Genomic DNA, 21468 nt, shown 5'->3' on the forward strand with positions numbered 1-21468 from the left:
ACCAACCAGTTCTGGTCCGGCTCCAACGGCTCCCGCTGCTCCTCCTACACCGGCACCCTGAACTGGTCCTTCGCCGCCGACGGCCGCCTCGCCGTGACCTTCGGCGGCACGCCGGTAACGCCGTAACGGCCTTCGCCGCCCAGCCGCTCGTGACGTCCCCCGGTTCCCGCGGAGGTCACGAGCGGCCGGCCGGCTGGTGGGAGGAGAAGACCAGGACGGAGGCGGTGAAGCCGTGGACGTGGTTGTGGCCGCCCACGGGGCCCACCTCTCCGGCGGCGAAGAACCCGGCCACCCCGATGGGGCCCAGGGTGTCGCGGACGGCGACGGCGTCGTGGTCGGCGCTGCCGAACATGGCCGAGCCCCGGCCGTTGCAGGAGAACAGCAGGGCGCCGTCCACCCGGCCGAACTCCTCGCGGTGCGCGTCCAGCAGCTCGTACAGGTCCTCGTCGGCGGTGGCGGCGTCGCGGACCTGGAAGCGGACGGTACGGCCGATCTCCACGACGTCGCCGATGGCCACGGCCTCCCGCTCGGGGTCGATGCCGAGCACGCCGCGGATCAGGAAGTCGCCGTGCTCGTGCTTCTCGGCGTACTCGTCCATGGCGATGCCGATCTGCAGCCCCGAGGCGACCAGGTCGCGGTCGTCCTCGTCCAGGGCACTGACGATCTCCTCAAGCCGCGCCAGGGCGGGCTGTCCGGCCAGCTCGAGCAGGAGGTTGTCCTCGGCGGAGGTGACGGCCATCGTCGGGCCGATCGGGCGGCAGCCCTGGCTGACGACGGTGCTGACGTTGAGGGCGCCGCTGAGCAGCACTCCGACGGCTCCCTCGGTGTGGATCTCCCCGTTGACGAACAGCCGGACCGCCCCGCGGCCCTGGATGGCGTTGGCCAGGCCGCCGATCAGGGGGAGGTTGCCCATGACCTCCTCGGAACGCTCGACGAAGCCGTCGGTGGGGAAGCTGTAGGGGTCGGCGAGCAGGATGGCGGCGTGGTCGTCGGGGGCACGGTCGGGCAGGCCGACCACGACGAACCGGTCGTCGGTCCTCAGCGTGTCGAGCGCGAAGGTCGTCAGCCGGGCCCCGCCCAGGGAGGCGGCCCAGGCGCTCACCGCGGGGGTGACCTCGACCCCCTGCCCGTCGCCGATGACCCCGGTGGCGCTGCACCCGAGGACGGCGGCGCCGGGTGCCATGCTCATCGCGCGCAGCCCGGCGCGGGAGACGTCGTCGGGATCGTCCCCGCAGATGAAGAAGCAGAGCAGGTCGGCCGGTCCGGACAGGCCGGACAGGGCTTGGCGCACCGCGGTCTCGGCCGCGGAGACCAGATCGGACCCCACCGCGAGGCCGTCGGCGAAACGGCTCGTCATCAGCGCCACTCGTCTCGCCTCTCCTTCTTGATCCCTTGTCCGGTGGCTCACCGGGGAGTGTCCGGGTATCACCGGAAGCTCGCCCTGAAGCCCTGAGCCTTGGATCTTGCCGTGAATCCTGTCGCGGAGCCTGTCGTGAAGCCGTGAAGTCCCTCGGTGCCGGGACACCGTGAACTCCGGAGATCCCACGTGACGGCCCCTTCCAAGGTCGTCCCGGCCCCCCTGCCGGGGAGCCGTGCGATGCCTTGTCTTGGAGCGATTCTCCCCACTGGCGACACAAGCACTCACGTTGCCCCTCACGCAATATTGACTTCCTCCCGGCTCTGAAGGGCCGGGATTTCCCTTGCCGCCGGCGCGGCATGCTGCCGCGTGGCGGTTCGGGGTGGTTGACGCTTCACAGACCGCCCGACGGCGAGGTCTCCACGTCCTGAGACCGCCTGCCCGGCGGCCTTGATGTTCTTGGCGGCTTTCACGTCGGCATGCTCGACCTGGCCGCAGGAGGTGCAGGCGAATCGCGCTTGGCTCTCACGCGATGCCGCATCCACCGCCCTGCACACCGAGCACGTCTGAGACGTGTACGCCGCCGGAACTTTAATCACTTTGCTGCCCGTGTACCGGGCTGCGTTGCTCAGCGCGAGTTCGAGCCCGTACCAGCCCCTGTCCAAGATCGCCTTGTTGAGGCCGGACTTCTGCGCGACCCGCGAGCCGGGCTGTTCGATGGTGCCTTTCGCCCTGGCCGTCATGCTCTTCGTTTTGAGGTCTCCCAGGACTACCGCCCTGTATCGGCGGGTGAACGGGAAGGCCGGGGCATGCTCGCACCTTGAAGGGCACTCCCGCTCGGGCTGACCTCGGCCTGAAGGCTGGGCTTGCGCCCTTTGGATTCGGTCAAGATCTGAAAGAGGGATGAGAGTGCCGGATCGGGCGTTGTGGACGTAGGCTCGATCCCGTGCCTCACATCCCAGAGCCACGAACTCTGCGCGAGCTGCGCGCGAGCGGCCATATTCACCGTACGGTAAAGGCCGAGATCCGTGAGAATCTCCTGACCCGCCTGCGGGCAGGAGAGCCGCGGTTCCCCGGCATCGTGGGCTTCGACGACACCGTCCTGCCATACCTGGAGCGAGCGCTGCTCGCCGGGCACGACCTGGTCCTGCTCGGTGAGCGGGGTCAGGGCAAGACCCGGTTGATCCGCACCGTGACCGGGCTCCTCGACGAATGGACCCCCGTCGTCGAGGGTTGTGAGATCAACGACCATCCCTACGAACCCTCGTGCGTCCGCTGCCGCCGCCTGGCCGGCGAGGCGGGCGAGGAGCTGCCGATCTCCTGGAAGCACCGGGACGAGCGGTACGGCGAGAAGCTCGCCACCCCCGACACCTCCGTCGGCGACCTGATCGGCGACATCGACCCGATCAAGATCGCCGAAGGGCGCACGCTCGGCGACCCGGAGACCGTCCACTACGGCCTGGTCCCCAGGAGCAACCGCGGGGTGTTCTCCGTCAACGAGCTGCCCGACCTGGCCGAGCGCATCCAGGTGTCGCTGCTCAACGTGCTGGAGGAGCGCGACATCCAGGTCAGGGGCTACAACCTGCGCCTGCCCCTGGACATCCTGCTGATCGCGAGCGCCAACCCCGAGGACTACACCAACCGCGGCCGGATCATCACCCCGCTGAAGGACCGCTTCGGCGCCGAGATCCGCACCCACTACCCGCTGTCGATCGAGACCGAGCTGGTCCTGATCCGCCAGGAGGCCGCGCTCGGCCAGGTGGGTGCCGACCTGCCCGACCACCTGATCGAGGTGATCGCCCGGTTCACCCGGCTGGTCCGCGAGTCCACCGCGGTGGACGCCCGCTCGGGGGTCTCGGCCCGCTTCTCCATCGCCGCCGCCGAGACCGCGGCGGCCTCCGCCGTACGGCGTGCCGCGCTGACCGGCGAGGACCACGCGGTGGCCAGGGTCGCCGACCTGCCGGGGATCGTGCACACGCTGCGCGGCAAGGTGGAGTTCGAGGTCAGCGAGGAGGGCCGGGAGACCGAGGTGCTCTCGCACCTGCTGCGCAGGGCGGTGGCCGAGACGTTCCGCGGCACGCTCGGCGGCACGGACCTGAACCCGCTGCTGGAGAAGTTCTCCGAGGGCATCCAGGTGGAGTCGGGGGTGACGGTTCCCGCGGCCGAGCTGCTGCGCAGGATCGGCCCGGTTCCGGGTCTGGCAAGGATCATGTCCCAGCTCGGCATCGGCGACGAGTCCCCCGGGCACGCCGCCGCCGCGCTGGAATTCGCCATGGAGGGTCTTTACCTCCTGCGCCGGCTGTCCAAGGACGAGGTGGACGGCACGACGGTTTACCGCACCTGAGGTGTCTGCATGAGCTATCGCTATGGCGAGTACCGGGACGGGCCCGACCCGCTCGCCCCGCCGTACGACGTCCGTTCGGCGCTGGACCGGATGGGCGACGCAATCCTGTCCGGTTCCAATCCCGCGCACGCCCTGCGCGACCTGCTCAAGGAGGGCCTGCCGGGCGCGCAGGACCGTCGCGGCCTTGAGGATCTTCTCCGCGAGGTGCGGCGGCGGCGCCGCGAGCTGCGCGAGCGCGGCCGTCTCGACGGCACGCTGGAGCGGGCCAGGGCGCTGCTGGACAAGGCGATCGGCCAGGAACGGGCCGAGCTGTTCCCCGATCCCTCGGACGAGGCCCGGCTGCGCGAGGCGGAGCTGGCCGCCCTCCCCGACGACACGGCGAGCGCCATCCGGGAGCTGGGCACCTACCGGTGGCGTTCGGCCGCCGCCCAGCGGACCTTCGAGGAGCTGCGCGACCTGCTGCGCAGGGAGGTGCTCGACAGCCAGTTCCGCGGCATGCGGCAGTCTCTGGCCAACCCCGACCCGGCCGCCATGGAGCGGGTCAGGGAGATGATGTCCGATCTGAACGACATGCTCGACCGGGATTCCCGGGGCGAGCACACTCAGGCCGACTTCGAGCAGTTCATGTCGAAATATGGGGACATGTTCCCGGAGTCGCCGCGGAACCTGGAGGAGCTGGTCGACGCCCTGGCCCGGCGGGCCGCGGCCACCCAGCGCCTGCTGGCCTCCCTGACCCCGGCCCAGCGTGAGGAGCTCGACCAGCTGATCGAGCAGACCCTCCAGCAGGCCGGGCTGGACGAGCAGATGCGCCGCCTGGGCGAATCCCTCTACGCCCGCCGCCCCGACCTGGCCTGGAACACCCCGGAGCGGCTGAGCGGCGACGAGCCGATGGGGATGTCCGACGCCGTGGGCGCGCTGGACGAGCTCGCCGACCTGACCCAGCTGGAGGCCGCGCTCCGCCAGGACTACCCCGGCGCCCGCATGGACGACATCGACGAGGCCGCGATCCGGCGTGCCCTGGGCCGGTCGGCCGTCGACGACCTGGAGGCGCTCAAGCAGATCGAGCGCGAGCTGGAGCAGCAGGGCTACCTCCTGCGCCGGCGCGGCAAGCTGGAGCTCACCCCCAAGGCCGTACGGCGGCTGGGAGAGACCGCGCTGCGTCGCGTCTTCGCCTCCCTTGAGAGCGGGCGCCGCGGCGACCACGACCAGGTGGACGCGGGCTCGGCCGGTGAGCTCACCGGCTCCACGCGGCCCTGGCGGTTCGGCGACGAGCAGCCGATCGACGTGGTCCGCACGGTGATCAACGGCGTCCGGCGCGGCGGGAGCGGCGGCACGGTGACCCTGTCGGTCGACGACTTCGAGGTGGCCGAGACCGAGCGGCGCACGGCGGCCGCGGTGTGCCTGCTGGTCGACCTGTCCTACTCGATGGCGCTGCGCGGCACCTGGGCCGCCGCCAAGCAGACGGCGATGGCGCTGCAGGCGCTGGTGGCCTCGAAGTTCCCCCAGGATTCGGTGCAGATCATCGGCTTCTCCAACTACGCCCGGGTGCTGCAGCCCGACGAGCTGGCGGGGCTGGAGTGGGACATGGTGCAGGGGACGAACCTGCACCACGCCCTGCTGATCGCCGGACGCCACCTGGACCGCCACCCCGACTTCGAGCCGGTCGTGCTCGTGGTCACCGACGGTGAGCCCACCGCCCACCTGCGGCGCAACGGCTCGGCGGCCTTCGAGTGGCCGCCCACCCAGGAGACGCTGGAGCTGACCCTCGCCGAGGTCGACAAGATGACCCGGCGCAGGGCGACGCTCAACGTCTTCATGCTCGCCGACGACGAGCGTCTGAAGGATTTCGTGAACGAGGTCGGGCGCCGCAACGGCGGCCGGGTCTTCTCCCCCGGCGCCGACCGCCTGGGAGAGTACGTCGTCAGCGACTTCCTGCGGTCCCGCCGCACCCGCTGAGCTCTATGAGGGATCAGGCGTTGACGTAGGCGACGTAGCCGTCGAGCGCCAGATCGAAGCCGTCGCGGTGGTGGCGGTGGGAGCGGTAGCAGGGCCGCCACGCCGTGCTGTTGCCGACGCCCGCGCGGGCGTCGGCGATCGCGGAGGGGACCCGCTCGGGGGAGAGCAGGAGGCCGCCGCCGAGATAGCGGTCGTCGGTGAGGACCGTGGGGGTCGCGGGGTCGCCGCTCGCGTAGCGGCCACGGCGCCAGCCGCTCTCCTCGTCCCAGACCAGCGCGTCGCCGTCGATCAGGCGGATGGTGACGGTGCGCGGGTCGCAGGGCCCCTGCCACCAGCTCTCGACCTGGTCGCCCAGCGCCTCGACGACGAGGCGGGCGTAGCGGGACGGCTGCTCCCGCCACTCCTCGGTGTACGGCTCAACATGTTTGACACCCACGGCGGGCACTCCCTTGTGCCGTCTTACTCTGTCCGATGGAACGCCCGCCCGGCACGACCACGACTTCACCGCCGCCGGTCTCATCACACGGGTACGAGCTCGCCCACGATCCTACTAACCCCGCGGACGTGCTCCGAGCGGAATGCGAAGATCGAAAATCTCGTACGCCGGACATCGCCCCCTCAACCGTGACCCTTCCGTAACAACCACCTCGAAACAAACGCCGTCTACCCAGTAATGGAAAAACACGGTTCTCGAAAGGGGAGGAAGTGAGCCCGATGCTCGCGGGAATTCTCGTGGCGCTGATGCTCATCGTCTGCGTCTGTTTCGAGTTGTGCATGGTCCCGCCCACGCGCGACAGGAACGACACCGTCGAAGGTGAGTGACCCCGCGCGAGCCGTACCCAGACGAGATCACCGGATACTAATGTCTGGCGCATGACAGACCTGCTGCTCTGGCTGCACATCGGTTTTGCGATCTTCGCTCTGGGGCCGATCACCGCCGCCACGATGTCCACCCCCAGATTCATCCGTGCCAAGAACGTCGGCGTCCTGCGTTATCTGCACAAGACCACGCGTCTCTACGGTTTCGCGTCCGTCGGGGTCTTCCTGTTCGGGCTGCTGCTGGGCCGCGAATTTCTCGGAAAGCCGTACCTGTCGGTGTCCATGACGCTCTTCATCGTCGCCGCGGTACTGCTGATCATGGTGGACCGGGACCAGAGCACCGCCATCCGGGTCCTCGCCAGCGAGAACCCGGACGACGATGCCAAGGTGCAGGTGGGCCGGATCGCCGCGCTCTCCGGTGTGATCGTGCTGATCTGGATGGTCATCCTGGTGCTGATGGTCTGGGGCGACCCGGTCTGAGCCGCCCGGCCGCCCCGCGGCTCGGTCAGCGCCCGTCCCCGGGCCCGCCCGGCCCCGTCGGACACGTGGCCCCGCCCGGCCCCCTCACGGCCCGTGCCAGGCCCGTCGCGACGACCCGGCCGGAGCCCGCGCCCGACTCCCCGTGCCTCCCCTGCGCCTCCCGTGCCCGTCCCTACCCCAGCGCCTGGGTGAGGTCGGCCAGCAGGTCGTCGATCGACTCGATGCCGACCGACAGGCGTACCAGGTCTCCGGGAACCTCCAGCGGCGAGCCCGCCACGGAGGCGTGGGTCATCCGGCCCGGGTGCTCGATCAGCGACTCCACGCCGCCGAGCGACTCGCCCAGGATGAACAGCCTGGTCCGGTCGCACAGCTCGACCGCCTCGGCCTCACCCCCGGCGACGCGGAAGGAGACCATGCCGCCGAAACGCTTCATCTGCTTGGCCGCCACCTCGTGGCCGGGGTGGTCGGCCAGGCCCGGGTAGAGCACCGAGGTCACCCGCGGATGGGCGAGCAGCAGGTCCACCACCCGCTCGGCGTTGTCGCAGTGACGGTCCATCCTCACGCCGAGCGTCTTGAGGCCGCGCAGCGTCAGCCAGGCGTCGAACGGCCCGGCCACCGCGCCCATCGCGTTCTGGTGGTAGGCGAGCTCCTCGCCCAGCCCGGCGTCCCGCGCGACGAGCGCGCCGCCGACCACGTCGGAGTGACCGCCCACGTACTTGGTGGTCGAGTGCACCACGACGTCCGCACCCAGCGCCAGCGGCTGCTGCAGGTACGGGGAGGCGAAGGTGTTGTCCACCACCAGCAGCGCGCCGCACTCGGCCGCGAGCTGGGCCAGGGCCGCGATGTCCGCGATGCCGAGCAGCGGGTTGGTGGGCGTCTCCACCCAAATAATCTTGGTCTTCTGGGTCACGGCGGCCGCCACCGCCGCCAGGTCGCCCAGCGGCACCGGGTCGTAGTGCAGCCCCCAGCGCTCGTGGACCTTCGCGAACAGGCGGTAGGTGCCGCCGTAGGCGTCGTTCGGGATGATCACGTGGTCACCCGGCCTGCAGATCGTACGGAGCACCGTGTCCTCGGCCGCCAGACCCGAGGCGAAGGCCAGGCCACGGCTGCCGCCCTCGACGGCGGCCATGGCCTCCTCCAGCGCGGTCCTGGTCGGGTTGGCCGACCGGCTGTACTCGTATCCGGCGCGCAACCCGCCCACGCCGTCCTGCTTGTAGGTGGACACCGCGTAGATCGGGGGCACCACGGCCCCGGTGTAGGGGTCGGGCTCCTGACCTGCGTGGATGGCCAGCGTCTCGAATCCATGGTTCATGGGGTCAACGCTACTCGCAGCAGCGGGGGCCCCAGGGCCGTGGGAGCCGCTCCCCACGGCCCTCCGCCGCCTACTCGGCCTACTCGGCGCGTTCCCCGCTGATCCGCGAGAGCAGGAGCGGGTCGGCGAGCGTCAGGGCCGCGCCGACCACGAGCCCCGCGACCAGCAGCACGATCCCGATGACGGTCATCTCTTTCCCCCTTCGACCTCTCAAGGATCGGTCACGGGCTCCCGGCGCCGCCTCCGCTGAAGAGCCGGTCCCGGCGGGGGCGGTTCGACCGAACGGCCGATATGACATCTCCTCCTCGAGGCCTAGGCTCGGGGACCGTGGGAGAAACGAGCCGGTTGGTCTACTGGGTCAAACGCCTCAGCGAGATAGCGTTGATCGGCTGGCTTGTCCTGCTCCTGCTGATCGACGTGGTCGCGGCGACGAACGGCCTCAATCCGGCGATACTGCTGAGCCCCGTGTGCGGCCTGGTCGGCGTCGTGGCGGTGGTGCGACGCCGCCGCCGACGGGTCGGCGGGCTCGTCACCCTGCTGACGGTGTCGTTCCTGTCCTCCCTGCTCATCGGGATCACCAACGGCGACGGCAGTCCCGGCGCGGCCGAGATCGGGTCGCTGCTGGTCCTCACCGTCGGCGGGCTGCGCGCGATCGAGCCGGTACGGCGGGCCGCGCTGCTCTCCCTCGCGGCGATGGTCGTGCTCGAAGCCTCCACCGCCCGCATGAACTCCATAGGCCCGGAGCCGGCGATAGCCGTCGGCTTCCTGCTCTTCGTCTGCTGGTCCTTCGCCGCCGGGATCGGCGCCTACCTCCGCTTCCAGCTGGAGCGCCGCCGGGAGGCCGTCAACACGGTGCGGCGGTCCGAGCGCCTGGAACTGGCCAGGGAACTGCACGACCTGGTCGCCCACCACATCACCGGGATCGTGGTGCAGGCGCAGGCCGCCAAGGTCGTCGCAGAGCAGAGGCCGGAGGCCGTGGTCCCCTCCCTGGAGGCGATCGCCAACGCCGGGGCCGACGCGCTGACCTCGATGCGCCGCCTGGTCAGCGTGCTGCGCGCGGAGGACCAGGCGGCCCGCTCACCGGGCAGCACCCTCATGGACATGCGCACGATGGTCGAGCGCTTCTCCGCCGCGGGCCCCCAGGTCACCTTCGACATCGGCCAGGGCATCACCGACGACACCGTGGCCCAGGAGGTGATGACCACCCTCCACCGGGTCCTCCAGGAGTCGCTGACCAACGTCCGCAGGCACGCCCCGGGCACCGGCTGGGTCGAGGCGGACCTGAAGCTCACCGACGGATCCGACCTGCGCGCGTGGGCCGAGAGCGTGCGCGCGAGAACGAGGAACGGCCAGGACCCGCGAAGCCGGCGTGCCGCCTACGCCTCCGCGAGCACCTCGACCGGCGCGGGCGTGGGCGGCGCCTCGGCCACCGGGGGCGCCGTGCGGCTGCGGGTGCGCAACTACGGCTCGACGGCCGACGTCAGGATCTCCCGCCTCGGGGGCGGCTTCGGCCTGGTGGGCATGGCCGAGCGCGTCGAGGCGCTCGGCGGCCGCCTCATGGCCGGGCCCACCCCCTCCGGGGCCTGGGAGGTGATGGCGGAGTTCCCCCTCTGACCTCGGAGGCCTCCGTCCCGGGAGACCCTCGGATCCCCGGACGGCGCGGAGCCGGGAGACCCCCGCGTCCCCCGGAGGGCCGGGGACCCGGCCGGGAGCACGGCTAGCGGCTAGCGGTTGGCGAGGAAGGCCAGCAGGTCCTGACGGGTGATCAGGCCGACGGGCTTGCCGTCGTCGAGGACGACCGCGGCGTCGGCCTTCTCCAGCGCCTCGACGGCGATGGAGACCGGCTCCCCCGCGCCGATCGTCGGCAGCGGCTGCGACATGTGGGCGGCCAGCGGGTCGGTCGGCCGCACCCGGCCCCGGTAGAGGGCGTCGAGCAGGTCGCGCTCCAGGATCGAGCCGACCACCTCGGCGGCCATGACCGGCGGCTCCTCCTTCATCACCGGAAGCTGCGACACGCCGTACTCGCGCATGATCGAGATGGCCGTGTCGACCGACTCGTGCGGGTGGGTGTGCACGAACTCCGGCATGCCGGAGCGCTTCTGGGTCAGCACGTCCTTGACCAGGCCCTCCTCGCTGGAGGTGGTCAGGAAGCCGTAGTCGGCCATCCACTCGTCGTTGAAGATCTTCGACAGGTAGCCCCGGCCGCCGTCGGGCAGCAGCACCACGATCACGTCGTCCGGCCCGGCCCGCTCGGCCACGCGCAGCGCCGCGACCGTCGCCATGCCGCAGGAGCCGCCCACCAGCAGCGCCTCCTCGCGGGCCAGGCGACGGGTCATGTTGAAGGAGTCCCTGTCGGAGATCGCGATGACCTCGTCGCAGATCGTGGTGTCGTAGTTGGCCGGCCAGATGTCCTCGCCGACCCCCTCCACCAGGTACGGGCGCCCGGTGCCCCCGGAGTAGACCGAGCCCTCCGGATCGGCTCCGATGACCTTGACCCGGCCGCCGGATACCTCCTTGAGGTAGCGGCCGGTGCCGCTGATCGTGCCGCCGGTGCCGACACCCGCCACGAAGTGGGTGATCCTGCCCTCGGTCTGCTCCCAGACCTCCGGGCCCGTGGAGTGGTAGTGGCTCTCGGTGTTGTGCGGGTTGGAGTACTGGTCCGGCTTCCAGGCGTTCGGCGTCTCCCTGGCCAGCCGGTCGGAGACGGAGTAGTAGGAGTCGGGGTGATCGGGGGCGACCGCCGTCGGGCAGACCACGACCTCGGCACCGTAGGCGCGCAGAACCGAGATCTTGTCCTGGGCCACCTTGTCCGGCACCACGAACAGGCAACGGTATCCCCGCTGCTGGGCCACGATGGCGAGGCCGATCCCGGTGTTACCCGAGGTGGGCTCCACGATCGTGCCCCCCGGGCGCAGCTCCCCCGAACGCTCGGCGGCGTCGATCATCCGGACCGCGATGCGGTCCTTCACCGATCCCCCCGGGTTGAAGTACTCCACCTTCGCGAGCACCTGGGCGGAGATGCCCTCCGTCACCTTGTGCAGCCGGACGAGAGGGGTGTTGCCCATCAGCTCGACGAGCGAGTCATGTACGCGCACCGGGATATCACCTCGAAATACCAAAGCTTGGTCGGCTTGTTGTTGTGGTCGCCGTGATCCCATGGGGGTGGCGGGGACTCGGCTGTGTTGCCAAGGGCAACGCTACCGCCCTGTACGGAGGGAGCGACGCCACGTGATCTGGACACCGGGAGTGGCGAGGACCGCCCGCCGCATCGCCGCGGCGGCCGCGCTGGGCGGAGGGGGCCTCACCGCGCTCGGCGCGGCGACCTACGGCCTGCTGCTGGCCGAGGCACTGGTGGCCCGCCGCGCCGTCGGCCGCCCGCACGGCATGGAGGGACCGCCGTCGGACGGCGTGTACGGGGCGTTCGGCGGCGAGCCGCTCAGGATGGCCATGCTCGGCGATTCCATCTCCGTCGGCCTGGGCACCTCCGACCCGGCGGAGACGCCCGCCGTGCTGATCGCCCACGGGCTGTCCGTGATCGCCGAGCGGCCGGTGCGGCTGACCGTGGCGGGCAGGTCGGGAGCGACCTCCGCGGAGCTGGGCGAGCAGGTGGACACGGCGCTGAGGGCCCGTCCCGATATCGCGGTCATCTTCGTCGGGGCCAACGACGTCACCTCGCAGAGCAGGCCCGCCCACGCCGTACGGCATCTGCAGAAGGCGGTCAGGCGGCTGCGGGAGGCGGGGGCGGAGGTGGTCGTGGGCACCTGCCCCGACCTCGGCACGGTCCGGCCGATCGCGCAGCCGCTCCGCTGGGTGACACGGCGGTGGAGCCGCCAGCTGGCCGCCGCGCAGACCGTCGCCGTGGTCGAGGCGGGCGGGCGGACGGTGGCCTTCGCGGACCTGCTGGGGCAGGAGTTCGACACCAACCCCGCGGAGATGTTCGGCCTTGATCGTTATCACCCATCTGCTCAAGGTTATCTCCAGATTGCTTACGCGGTGCTACCTTCCGTATGCAGTGCGTTGGAACTCTGGCCCGAGCCCCGGGCCCGGCGCGCTGAGTCGATCTACCTCGCGGCGGCCAAGGCCGCGGAGGAGCCCGGCGCCGAGGTCTCCGCGACCCGTGTCGCCGGACGAGCGACCGGACCTCACGGACGGTGGGTGACCATGCTCGGCCGCAGGCCGGGGATGCGGCCCAACGACGCCTGAACACGGTCACCCTCCGCTGCGAAGCCGTAACGCCTCGCCCGCATTGGAGTGGAATACCCGTGATCCGGCCCCTCGCGAAACCGGCCCTGGTGCTCGCCGGAGCTCTGGCCCTGGGCGGCTGCTCCGGCACAGAAGCGGCCACCCCGGACCATCCCACCTGGCACAACACCGAGATGAACGCGGTCAGCCGCACCACCACCGCCGGTGGCGTCGCCACGACGACCTCCATGAAGCCCGACGGCACGCTGGAGACGGTGGCCCTCGACCTGGCCACCGGCAGGAGGCTGTGGGCCCATCCCTCGACCATGGCGGGCCGCCTGCCGGGGATGGGGGTGCCCGCCCCCGCGATCGTCGAGACCTCCGCGGGACAGGCCGTCGCGGTGACGATCGACCCCGCCAGGCGGGGCCGCTGGAAGGCCACGCTCGTCGGCCTCGACGGCAGGACCGGGACGCGTAAGTGGAGCCGCCCGGTGCACTCCACCTTCGGCCCGCAGCGGTGCGGGGCGTTCGTGTGCGTGCCCGAGAACACCGCGCTCGCGAGCGCCCGCGTCGTCGTCCTCGATCCGATGACCGGCAAGGTCATGTGGAAGATCCCCGGCATCGCCGAGGCCGAGTGGTCCGACGCCTCGCGCGTGGTGTTCCTCCGCCTGGCCCGCCACCCCGTCCTGGAGGCGCGCGACCTGAAGACGGGCAAGGCCGTCTGGCGGGTTCCCGTCGAGCAGCCCCTCGGCGCCGGGGTGGACCTGTCGGGAGGCTGGTCCTTCGGCGCGACCGCGGGGAACCTCGTCGGATACGTCGCCCCCTACACCAATCCGAAGACGAGCAAGGTCTCCGCCTTCGGCCTGTTCTCCGTCAAGCTCGCCGACGGCACGGTCAACTGGATGCGCCCGTCGGTGGTCCGCGTCTACCCCAGTGGCAGCCCCGGCTTCGCGCCGGTGGTCCGCCCGGTCGACCAGGAGGGCCGCTACGGCGGGTTCGCCCGGCTGGAGGCCGACAGCGGCCGGGTCCTCGGCCAGATCTCCGCCGAGCAGGTTCCCGAGTCGGGCTGGTGGCTGGCCTTCCCGACCCGGATGGAGAAGGTCGGCTTCCTGCGGCACGGCAAGCCGGGCAACGTCTTCGACCTGCCCACCGGCCGCAACGCCGACGTCAAGGACGAGCGGGCCTGGTCCTTCTGCGTGACCGATCCCAAGCCGCTCGCGCTCAAGGGCCAGAACTCCGGCTTCTACTCGGTGGCCTCGCTGTGCCAGTTCAGGCTCGCCGACGGCACGCGGGTGTCCGGCGCGGGCGCCCCGCCCCTGTGGTTCACCGGCAGCCAGAACGGCTGGCGGATGTGGCGTGACGAGAAGGGCGGCCTCCACGGGATCAAGGACGGCGACGGCACCTCCCCCGGCATGTACGGCTGATTCGTGGCCGAGCCCCCTCCCGCCGGGCGGGAGGGGGCCTTGTGCTTCCCGTACAAAGTTCTGTTACACCGCCCCCGGGGCGTGGCTTCGGGCATACCGCGCGGTACGCTCCGCTGGAGGAGCAGACACGAACCCAGGAGAGCCACATGCCCGAGGCAGTCATCGTCGCGACCGCGCGCTCGCCCATCGGACGCGCCTTCAAGGGGTCCCTCAAGGACATCCGCCCCGACGACCTGACCGTACAGATCATCCAGGCCGCGCTTGCCAAGGTCCCCCAGCTCGACCCGACCACGATCGACGACCTCATGCTGGGCTGCGGCCTGCCGGGCGGCGAGCAGGGCTTCAACATGGGCCGGGTGGTCGCCACCCTGCTCGGCCTGGACGGCGTGCCGGGCACCACCGTGACCCGCTACTGCTCGTCCTCGCTGCAGACCACCCGGATGGCCCTGCACGCGATCAGGGCCGGCGAGGGCGACGTGTTCGTCTCCGCGGGCGTGGAGTGCGTCTCCCGCTTCGCCAAGGGCAGTTCCGACTCGCTGCCCGACACGATGAACCCGCTGTTCGGCGACGCCCACGCCCGCTCGCTCAGTGCCGCCGAGGGCGGCAAGGGAGTCTGGCACGACCCGCGCGAGGACGGCCAGGTGCCCGACGTCTACGTGGCGATGGGCCAGACGGCGGAGAACCTCGCCGGGCTGAAGGGCGTCTCCCGGCAGGAGCAGGACGAGTTCGGCGTCCGCTCCCAGAACCTGGCGGAGAAGGCCCTCGCCAACGGCTTCTGGGAGAGGGACATCACCCCGGTGACCCTGCCCGACGGGACCGTGGTGAGCAAGGACGACGGCCCCCGCGCGGGGACCACCTACGAGGCGGTCTCCCAGCTCAAGCCGGTATTCCGGCCGGACGGCACGGTCACCGCGGGCAACTGCTGCCCGCTGAACGACGGCGCCGCCGCCGTGATCGTGATGAGCGACACCAGAGCCGCCGAGCTCGGCATCACCCCGCTCGCCCGGATCGTCTCCACCGGGGTGACCGGCCTGTCCCCCGAGATCATGGGCCTGGGCCCGGTCGAGGCCTCGAAGCAGGCCCTGGCCAGGGCGGGCATGGCCATCGGCGACGTGGACCTCGTCGAGATCAACGAGGCGTTCGCCGCCCAGGTCATCCCGTCCTACCAGGACCTCGGGATCGACATCGACCGGCTCAACGTCAACGGCGGCGCCATCGCGGTCGGCCACCCCTTCGGGATGACCGGTGCCCGCATCACCTCCACGCTGATCAACAGCCTCGCCTTCCACGACAGGTCGATCGGCCTGGAGACCATGTGCGTCGGTGGCGGCCAGGGCATGGCGATGGTCCTGGAACGCCTCAGCTGAGACGGCTGGACCCGGCCGGGCGATCGGAGACCCCGATGCCCGGCCGCGGTGTCTCCGCGCCGGGGACGGCCGGTCAGCCGTGCACGTCGGGGCCGGCGCGGGTGATCGCGATCTTCAGGATCACCCGCCGGTCCCGCTCCATGGCGGCCCGGTAGTCGTCCCAGTCGGGGTGCTCGCCGGAGATGTCACGGTAGTAGCCGACCAGGAGATCCATCGCCTCGGGCAGGGAAACGATCTCCGCCACGCCGTCGATCTGGATCCACTCGCCGAAGAATTCGTCGGTCGTCACGCAGAGCGACACCTGCGGGTTCCTGCGGAGGTTGCGCACCTTCGCCGCGGTCTCCCGGGTGCTGACGATCGCGTTCCCCTCCGCGTCGAGCCCCACGGTGACCGGGGAGAGTTGCGGGCGCCCGTCGGCGTGCGAGGTCAGCATGACCGCGCGGTGGTTGGCGCGGATGAACCCGCGCGCCTTGTCATGATCCATGCGCTCATCATCGCGCACATCAAAGCCCGCACCACCGGAAGTGGCGCGGGCTTCACGGCGATAGGCGACTTACAGGTAACGGGTACGGCGATGCCGCTCGTGCTCGTGCACAATGGCGGCGGCGTAGCCGTGGGTCAGCCCGTGCTCATCGGCGAGCCAGGTGGCTCGCTCATCGCAGCGAAGGAACGACGGGCCGTTGTCGATTGCTTGGAACCACTCTGGGAGTGCGCGTCCCGTGATGTCCGGGACCCTTGCGATCAGCTTGCTCTGCGTCTCCAGTGAGTGGTTCAACGACATGGGCACCTCCACGGATAGGCTCCTTTGCTCGACAGTGCATCACGAAAGCCCAGATAGCAAGCCCCGAGATGCTCTCTTCCGTCGCGGTTCGTCTATCCCCCGTTGCCTTCCGTTCACTCACGTGTCCGCCAAGAAAAACGGAAGGCCCCGCCGGAACGTGTCCGGCGGGGCCTCCCTGCGCTGTTCGTCAGTCGCTACTCGAGAAGTAGCTCAGCAGGCGCAGGATCTCCAGGTAGATCCAGACCAGGGTGACGGTCAGGCCGAAGGCCATCAGCCAGGAGTACTTCTCCGGGGCACCGTTCTTCACCCCGCGCTCGACCTCGTCGAAGTCGAGGAGCAGGAAGAAGCAGCCGATGAGGATCGTGGCGATGCTGAACACGTAGGCCAGCGGGCCGCCCGACCGGATGCCGATGCCGTCTTCGATGAAGAAACCGGCGACCAGGTTGATGAGCATGAGGCCCATCAGGCCCAGCCCCGCGGCCACGACGAACTTGGTGAACTTCGGCGTCACGCGGATGATGCGCAGCGAGTAGACGGTGAGCATGGCGGCGAACGCCAGGGCCGTACCGACCACCGCCTGGAAGACGATGCCGCTGTACAGATCGTTGTAGACGTGGCTGATCACGCCGACGGCGACGCCGTAGGCGACCGAGTAGCCGAGGATCAGCACGGGGTTGGTGCTGGACTTGAACGAGATGACCAGGGCGAGGATCAGGCCGACGATGACACCGGCGATCGCCGCGACCATGCCGAGATTGAGCACCCAGGCGACCGCCGCCGAGACGACGAGCGTGCCAAGTGTGATGAAACCACGCACGACCACGTCGTCGATCGTCATCGTCCGCTGTGCGGGCGGCGCGTATGACGGCGTGTTGTACATGCCCTGAAGCTGCTCAGGGGTGGGGGTCGGCGCGCCCCAGCCTTGCTGCTGGCCCTTGGCCTGCCGACTGAATACGGGGTTCTTGCTCTCCATCGCTGCCTCCACGCTGCGACCTACGCGATCAGCGTATTAGATCGGTTGTCACACGGCCGTATCGTGCCGATATCTATGTTGTCCAAGTGACCGTACGGCTACCGCCGATGTTGTCAACGAACGGGTAGCACGTCCGGTTCCCGAGCCTCACATCTGTTTCGCCGATCGCTCGTCGAAAAGCCGCTGCGACGCCTCGACCTCGTCGAGATTGCGGCGCGCCCACTCGCAGATGCCGGTCACGGCCACCGACAGGTCCCGCCCCATCCGGGTGAGCACGTATTCCACCGTGGGCGGCGAGGTCGGATAGACGTTGCGCTCGACGATGCCGTCGCGCTCCAGTGCCCTGAGCGTCCGGGTGAGCATGCGCTGGTTGATCCCCTCGATCCGCGTCTTGAGCCGGGAGAACCGCTGGGCCCCGTGCCCCAGCGCCGCGATCACCAGCAGGGACCACTTGTCCCCGATGTGACCGATCACCTGGCGGGCGATCCCGTTGGCCCGGAGCATGGGCTCCAGGTTCGCCTCGTCCCTCATGGTTACTATTTTATACCTGGGACCCTTCCGAATCCCAGGCCGTGCGGCACATCGAACCGTGATCACATCCGCGCCGATCACCGGCCGATCGTCGGACGGGCGACGCGGTGCCCGCCCAGGGACGCGCGCCCTTTCACGGGAGGCGGGTCGCCCCCTACCCCTCTCGCCGTTCGTCGCCGGCCGGGCGGGTCCCCTCAACTCCGGCGAGCCTTCTCAGCGCGTCGAAAGCGCGTTCCGAGGTGGCGTCCGGGTCGGGCTGGCCGACGACGAGCTGCTGGCCCGCGAGACCGCCGACGCGGAACACCTCATAGTTGAGAGTCATCTCCCCGATCTCGCCGTGGCGATACGGAACGGACCTGTACGTCCTGCTACGGACGTCGTAGCGGGCCCACAGCCGCCGGAAGGCCTCGCTCCCCCGTGAGAGATCCTTGACCAGTTCCAGCACGAACGGGTCCGCGTGGCCCGTTCCCCCGATGGCGCGGAGATGGGCCACCAGGTCACGGGCCTGCTGTTCCCAGTTCAGGTAGAACTCGCGTGCGACGGGGTTGAGGAAGGCCAGCCGCAGCGCGTTGTCGCAGCCGCCCACTCCTCGGTAAAGGGCGGTGGCCAGTGGATTCCGGGCGATGAGGTCGAGCCGGCGGTTCAGCACGAACGTGACCGCGTGATCACACCCCTCCACGAACCGCCGCACCGCCGGACGCAACCGGTCGGTACCGCCGACCGGCTCGTGGTCGGGGCCCCTGCGGTGCGCGAGATCGTGAAGGTGTTCGGCCGCCTCGGGGCCGAGCTGGAAGACCCGTGCCAGGGCCTCGAGCACCCGGACCGACGGATTGCGCTCCCGCCCCTGTTCCAGCCGGATGTAGTAGTCGGTACTCACGTCGGCCAGCATCGCGACCTCGTCCCGGCGCAGTCCGGGTGTCCGGCGACGGGTCCGCGGCAGCCCCACCTGGTCGACGGTCGTGACCTCGCGTCGAGCACGGAGAAACTCCCCGAGGGGATTTTTACCGTCCATATTTCCAATTTACGGTCAGACTGGCCAGGAGGTGAAGCGCGGTGGGTGTCCGGCCCCCGCCGGTGCGCCCGCCGCCGAGACCGCCGAGCGGGCGGGCCACGGCGGCGCCGTGGCCCGCCCGCCCACATCCCTCCACGCGAAGGGCGCCGAGATGCGGGGCTCCGCGCCCGGCGGCGAATCCCGAACGCGCCCGGGAAAACTGATCACATTTGGGTAACCGCAAAAGTTTCGCGGACGCATTTGGGATGGACGGCCGTGGCCGTTCGGCACCGGTCATGGACGTCCGGATAAACGAGGAAAGGCCCACGACCCAGTTTTCACTGGTCATGGGCCTTGTCCGGCAGATCGTCATGAGTGCCCCCGGAGGGACTCGAACCCTCACTCGAACCCTTTTAAGGGGTTTGCCTCTGCCATTGGGCTACGGGGGCGCCGTAATCATACGTAACGGACCACTCATGCGTAACTGCTCAAGGCAACCGTCGCATCACTTTCATTGGAAACCCACGGATCGCCTCGGCTTCGGAGGGGCCCGGTCAAGGAATAGCACACCGCGGGGAACGGCGAACCCGGAGGTGGGCCTCGTCGCCCACCTCCGGGTTCGGGAGTCGGTTCCGCCCTCCGGGGCGGGGGTTCAGTTCGTCGCCGCGGCGCGGAACTCCGTGCGCGGCTCCTCGATCTCCCCCAGGGAGACGGTCTCGCGCTTGAAGAAGAGCGCCAGGGTCCAGTCGGCCGTCACGCGGACCTTGCGGTTGACGGTGGGCACCCGCGACAGGTGGTAGGTGCGGTGCATGAACCACGCGGCGAGCCCGCGGAGCTTGATCCCGTAGACGTTGGCGACGCCCTTGTGCAGGCCCAGACCGGCGACGGAGCCGACGTACCTGTGCCGGTAGTCGGCGAGCTCCCGCCCGCGCAGGCTCCGGGTGATGTTGTCCGCCAGGACCTTGGCCTGCCGCACGGCGTGCTGCGCGTTGGGCGCGCAGTACTGGCCGGGGTTGGTCAGGTCGGGCACCCCCGCCACGTCTCCGGCCGAGTAGGCGTCCTCGACGCCGACCACGGTCAGGCGGGAGGTCGTCTTGATCCGGCCGCGCTCGTCGAGCGGCAGGTCCCCGGCGTTGACCACCGGGCTGGGCTTCACCCCCGCGGTCCACACGATGGTGGCGGCCTCGAACTCCTCTCCGTCGGAGAGCTTGACCAGGCCGCCCTCGCAGGACTCGAGGCGGGTGTTCATCTTGACCTCGATGCCGCGCTCGCGCAGCTGCTCGGCGGTCCACGCGCCCATCTCGGGGCCGACCTCGGGAAGGATGCGGTCGGTGGCCTCGACGAGGATCCAGCGCATGTCCTCGCGGGAGATGTTCCGGTAGTAGCGGGTGGCGTCGACCGCCATGTCCTCCAGCTCGGCGAGCGCCTCGACGCCCGCGAAACCCCCGCCGATCACGACGAAGGTCAGGGCACGCCTGCGCAGGGCCTCGTTCTCGTCGCTCTCGGCCCGGTCGAGGAGCTCGAGCACCCGGTTGCGCAGCGCGATCGCCTCGCCGACCGTCTTGAAACCGATCGCGGCGTCGGCCAGGCCGGGGATGGGAAGCGTACGGGAGATCGATCCGGCGGCCATGACCACGATGTCGTAGTCGATCTCGTGCGGCGTGCCGACGTTGGGGGCGAAGGTGACGGTCTTGGCCGCGTGGTTGACCTTGGAGACCTTGCCGTTGAGGATCGTCGCCTTCGAGAGCACGCGGCGGAGCGGGACGACCACGTGCCGGGGCGAGAGGTTCCCCGCGGCGGCCTCGGGGAGGAAGGGCTGGTAGGTCATGTGGGATTCGGGGGTCAGGACGGTGATGCGCACGCTTCCTTCGCGGAGTTCCTTGCGGAGGGTGTGCTGCAGGCGCAGCACGGTGTAGAGGCCGACGTAGCCTCCACCGACGACCACGATGTGCTTGGAGTTGCGGTTCACTTCGACGCCATCCTTAAGTTTCATAGCTTGTGAAACCTTTCACAAGCATACGCTCGGGCCTCCGATCGCGCCAGCCGCCCATGTGGCAACCTGACCAGAATTTCCGCTACCGGCTAGAAACACCTGCTCTTCTCGACAGAATTCCCACCGATCTTCTCTTTGTGATCGAGTTCACAAGCCGCGAAGCGCGTTCGCCCTGGTGAAGAGGTCGTCGAGCATCCGCGCGGTCACCCGGCCGGTGAAGGTGTTCTGCTGGCTGGGGTGATAGCAGCCGAGAAGATGCGCGGAACTTCCCCGGGGAGAGGTGATCTCCACCTCGGCGCCGTGCCCGAAGGGCGGTCTCGGCCGCGGCAGGGCGTACCCGGCGTCCTTCAGCGCGGGCCAGATCGCCTGCCAGGCGAAACCTCCCAGCGCGACGACCACCCGTACGTCAGCCGAGACCAGGGCGACCTCGCGGGACAGCCAGGGGAAGCAGGCGGACCGCTCGGCGGGCTCGGGCTTGTTGGCGGGGGGAGCGCACCGGACCGCCGCCACCATCCGCGCGCCGACGAGCCGCTGGCCGTCCCCCGCGCGAAGGCTGGTCTCCTGTACGGCCAGGCCCGTCCGGTACAGCGAGGCGAACAGCCAGTCGCCGCTGCGGTCGCCGGTGAAGATCCTCCCGGTCCTGTTGCCGCCGTGCGCCGCCGGCGCCAGCCCGACGATGAGGATCTCGGGCCTCTCGTCGCCCCACCCGGCGATGGGCCGGCCCCAGTAGGTCTCCTCGGCGAACGCCCGCCGCCTGACCCTCGCCACCTCCTCACGCCACTCCACCAGGCGCGGGCAGGCCCGGCAGACCGACTGCGCGGCCGTGAGCTCCGCGAGGGTACGGCTCTCCCCCGCGAGTTTCCGCACCTCTGCGGGGTCGTGCGCGACCGGGGTGTCGGGACGGGCGGGATCGTCGGGCCAGCCGGATCCGGGAGGAACGTGGGTCATCCTTCGATGG

19 protein-coding genes and 1 tRNA gene are annotated in these 21468 nt (G+C 70.1%); 7 read left to right on the plus strand and 13 right to left on the minus strand.

Annotation, left to right across the window (positions count from 1 at the left end; genetic code table 11):
* Positions 1 to 175 precede the first annotated feature (175 nt).
* Together ACTOQ3_RS37035 and ACTOQ3_RS37040 are read right to left on the minus strand one after the other, a co-directional pair.
* Complete coding sequence (locus ACTOQ3_RS37035; RefSeq protein WP_440088307.1) at positions 176 to 1357, minus strand: FIST signal transduction protein; 1182 nt, start codon at positions 1355 to 1357, stop codon at positions 176 to 178.
* 296 nt (positions 1358 to 1653) lie between these two features.
* Entirely contained in the window at positions 1654 to 2100 is a 447-nt protein-coding gene (locus ACTOQ3_RS37040) for a zinc ribbon domain-containing protein (RefSeq protein WP_440088230.1), read from the minus strand.
* A gap of 203 nt (positions 2101 to 2303) precedes the next feature.
* Between ACTOQ3_RS37040 and ACTOQ3_RS37045 the strand changes: the two genes are divergently transcribed.
* Both ACTOQ3_RS37045 and ACTOQ3_RS37050 read left to right on the plus strand, forming a co-directional pair.
* A complete protein-coding gene (locus ACTOQ3_RS37045; protein ID WP_362848497.1) occupies positions 2304 to 3701 on the plus strand; it encodes a sigma 54-interacting transcriptional regulator in 1398 nt (465 codons plus the stop codon).
* Positions 3702 to 3710: 9 nt separating this feature from the next.
* On the plus strand, positions 3711 to 5657 hold the full coding sequence (locus ACTOQ3_RS37050) for a vWA domain-containing protein (RefSeq protein WP_440088231.1): 1947 nt from the start codon (positions 3711 to 3713) through the stop codon (positions 5655 to 5657).
* Positions 5658 to 5670: 13 nt separating this feature from the next.
* On the opposite strand, the gene ACTOQ3_RS37055 is transcribed toward ACTOQ3_RS37050, so the two are convergent.
* Positions 5671 to 6093, minus strand: a complete 423-nt coding sequence (locus ACTOQ3_RS37055) for a DUF6292 family protein (RefSeq protein WP_440088232.1) — start codon at positions 6091 to 6093, stop codon at positions 5671 to 5673.
* 437 nt (positions 6094 to 6530) lie between these two features.
* Here ACTOQ3_RS37055 and ACTOQ3_RS37060 point away from each other — a divergent pair, with 437 nt between their 5' ends.
* A complete protein-coding gene (locus ACTOQ3_RS37060) occupies positions 6531 to 6956 on the plus strand; it encodes a hypothetical protein (RefSeq protein ID WP_350971812.1) in 426 nt (141 codons plus the stop codon).
* Between the two features lie 172 nt (positions 6957 to 7128).
* Here the strand turns inward: ACTOQ3_RS37060 and ACTOQ3_RS37065 are convergent, their stop codons facing one another.
* Complete coding sequence (locus tag ACTOQ3_RS37065) at positions 7129 to 8268, minus strand: cystathionine gamma-synthase (protein WP_440088233.1); 1140 nt, start codon at positions 8266 to 8268, stop codon at positions 7129 to 7131.
* 327 nt (positions 8269 to 8595) lie between these two features.
* Here ACTOQ3_RS37065 and ACTOQ3_RS37070 point away from each other — a divergent pair, with 327 nt between their 5' ends.
* Positions 8596 to 9882, plus strand: coding sequence for a sensor histidine kinase (locus ACTOQ3_RS37070; RefSeq protein WP_440088234.1), 1287 nt, complete (start codon positions 8596 to 8598; stop codon positions 9880 to 9882).
* 110 nt (positions 9883 to 9992) lie between these two features.
* Here ACTOQ3_RS37070 and ACTOQ3_RS37075 read toward each other — a convergent pair whose 3' ends face one another.
* Complete coding sequence (locus tag ACTOQ3_RS37075; RefSeq protein WP_440068241.1) at positions 9993 to 11363, minus strand: cystathionine beta-synthase; 1371 nt, start codon at positions 11361 to 11363, stop codon at positions 9993 to 9995.
* Positions 11364 to 11496: 133 nt separating this feature from the next.
* Between ACTOQ3_RS37075 and ACTOQ3_RS37080 the strand changes: the two genes are divergently transcribed.
* From ACTOQ3_RS37080 to ACTOQ3_RS37090, 3 genes are all read left to right on the plus strand, one after another.
* Positions 11497 to 12471: an SGNH/GDSL hydrolase family protein gene (locus ACTOQ3_RS37080; RefSeq protein WP_440088236.1), complete on the plus strand. Its 975-nt coding sequence runs from the start codon at positions 11497 to 11499 to the stop codon at positions 12469 to 12471.
* Between the two features lie 59 nt (positions 12472 to 12530).
* Positions 12531 to 13874: an outer membrane protein assembly factor BamB family protein gene (locus ACTOQ3_RS37085; RefSeq protein ID WP_440088238.1), complete on the plus strand. Its 1344-nt coding sequence runs from the start codon at positions 12531 to 12533 to the stop codon at positions 13872 to 13874.
* A 146-nt stretch (positions 13875 to 14020) separates the two neighbouring features.
* The gene (locus tag ACTOQ3_RS37090; RefSeq protein WP_440088239.1) at positions 14021 to 15241 is read left to right on the plus strand and encodes an acetyl-CoA C-acetyltransferase; all 1221 of its coding nucleotides are present in this window, start codon (positions 14021 to 14023) and stop codon (positions 15239 to 15241) included.
* Positions 15242 to 15314: 73 nt separating this feature from the next.
* Here the strand turns inward: ACTOQ3_RS37090 and ACTOQ3_RS37095 are convergent, their stop codons facing one another.
* From ACTOQ3_RS37095 to ACTOQ3_RS37130, 8 genes are all read right to left on the minus strand, one after another.
* Entirely contained in the window at positions 15315 to 15725 is a 411-nt protein-coding gene (locus ACTOQ3_RS37095) for a PPOX class F420-dependent oxidoreductase (RefSeq protein ID WP_440068234.1), read from the minus strand.
* 69 nt (positions 15726 to 15794) lie between these two features.
* Positions 15795 to 16022, minus strand: coding sequence for a DUF4287 domain-containing protein (locus tag ACTOQ3_RS37100; protein WP_329093696.1), 228 nt, complete (start codon positions 16020 to 16022; stop codon positions 15795 to 15797).
* A gap of 187 nt (positions 16023 to 16209) precedes the next feature.
* Entirely contained in the window at positions 16210 to 16995 is a 786-nt protein-coding gene (locus tag ACTOQ3_RS37105; protein WP_362684943.1) for a Bax inhibitor-1/YccA family protein, read from the minus strand.
* A 147-nt stretch (positions 16996 to 17142) separates the two neighbouring features.
* On the minus strand, positions 17143 to 17526 hold the full coding sequence (locus tag ACTOQ3_RS37110; protein ID WP_440088241.1) for a winged helix-turn-helix transcriptional regulator: 384 nt from the start codon (positions 17524 to 17526) through the stop codon (positions 17143 to 17145).
* A 154-nt stretch (positions 17527 to 17680) separates the two neighbouring features.
* Positions 17681 to 18538, minus strand: a complete 858-nt coding sequence (locus ACTOQ3_RS37115; protein ID WP_440088242.1) for a helix-turn-helix domain-containing protein — start codon at positions 18536 to 18538, stop codon at positions 17681 to 17683.
* Positions 18539 to 18893: 355 nt separating this feature from the next.
* Positions 18894 to 18966: transfer RNA gene (locus tag ACTOQ3_RS37120), tRNA-Leu, on the minus strand.
* Between the two features lie 203 nt (positions 18967 to 19169).
* Positions 19170 to 20510, minus strand: a complete 1341-nt coding sequence (locus ACTOQ3_RS37125; RefSeq protein ID WP_440088244.1) for an NAD(P)/FAD-dependent oxidoreductase — start codon at positions 20508 to 20510, stop codon at positions 19170 to 19172.
* A gap of 147 nt (positions 20511 to 20657) precedes the next feature.
* Positions 20658 to 21458 (minus strand): uracil-DNA glycosylase, encoded by an 801-nt coding sequence (locus ACTOQ3_RS37130; protein ID WP_440088246.1) that lies wholly within the window; start codon positions 21456 to 21458, stop codon positions 20658 to 20660.
* Positions 21459 to 21468: the final 10 nt, after the last annotated feature.

Source organism: Streptosporangium sp. LJ11 (genome assembly GCF_051918945.1).
Taxonomy (GTDB): domain Bacteria; phylum Actinomycetota; class Actinomycetes; order Streptosporangiales; family Streptosporangiaceae; genus Streptosporangium.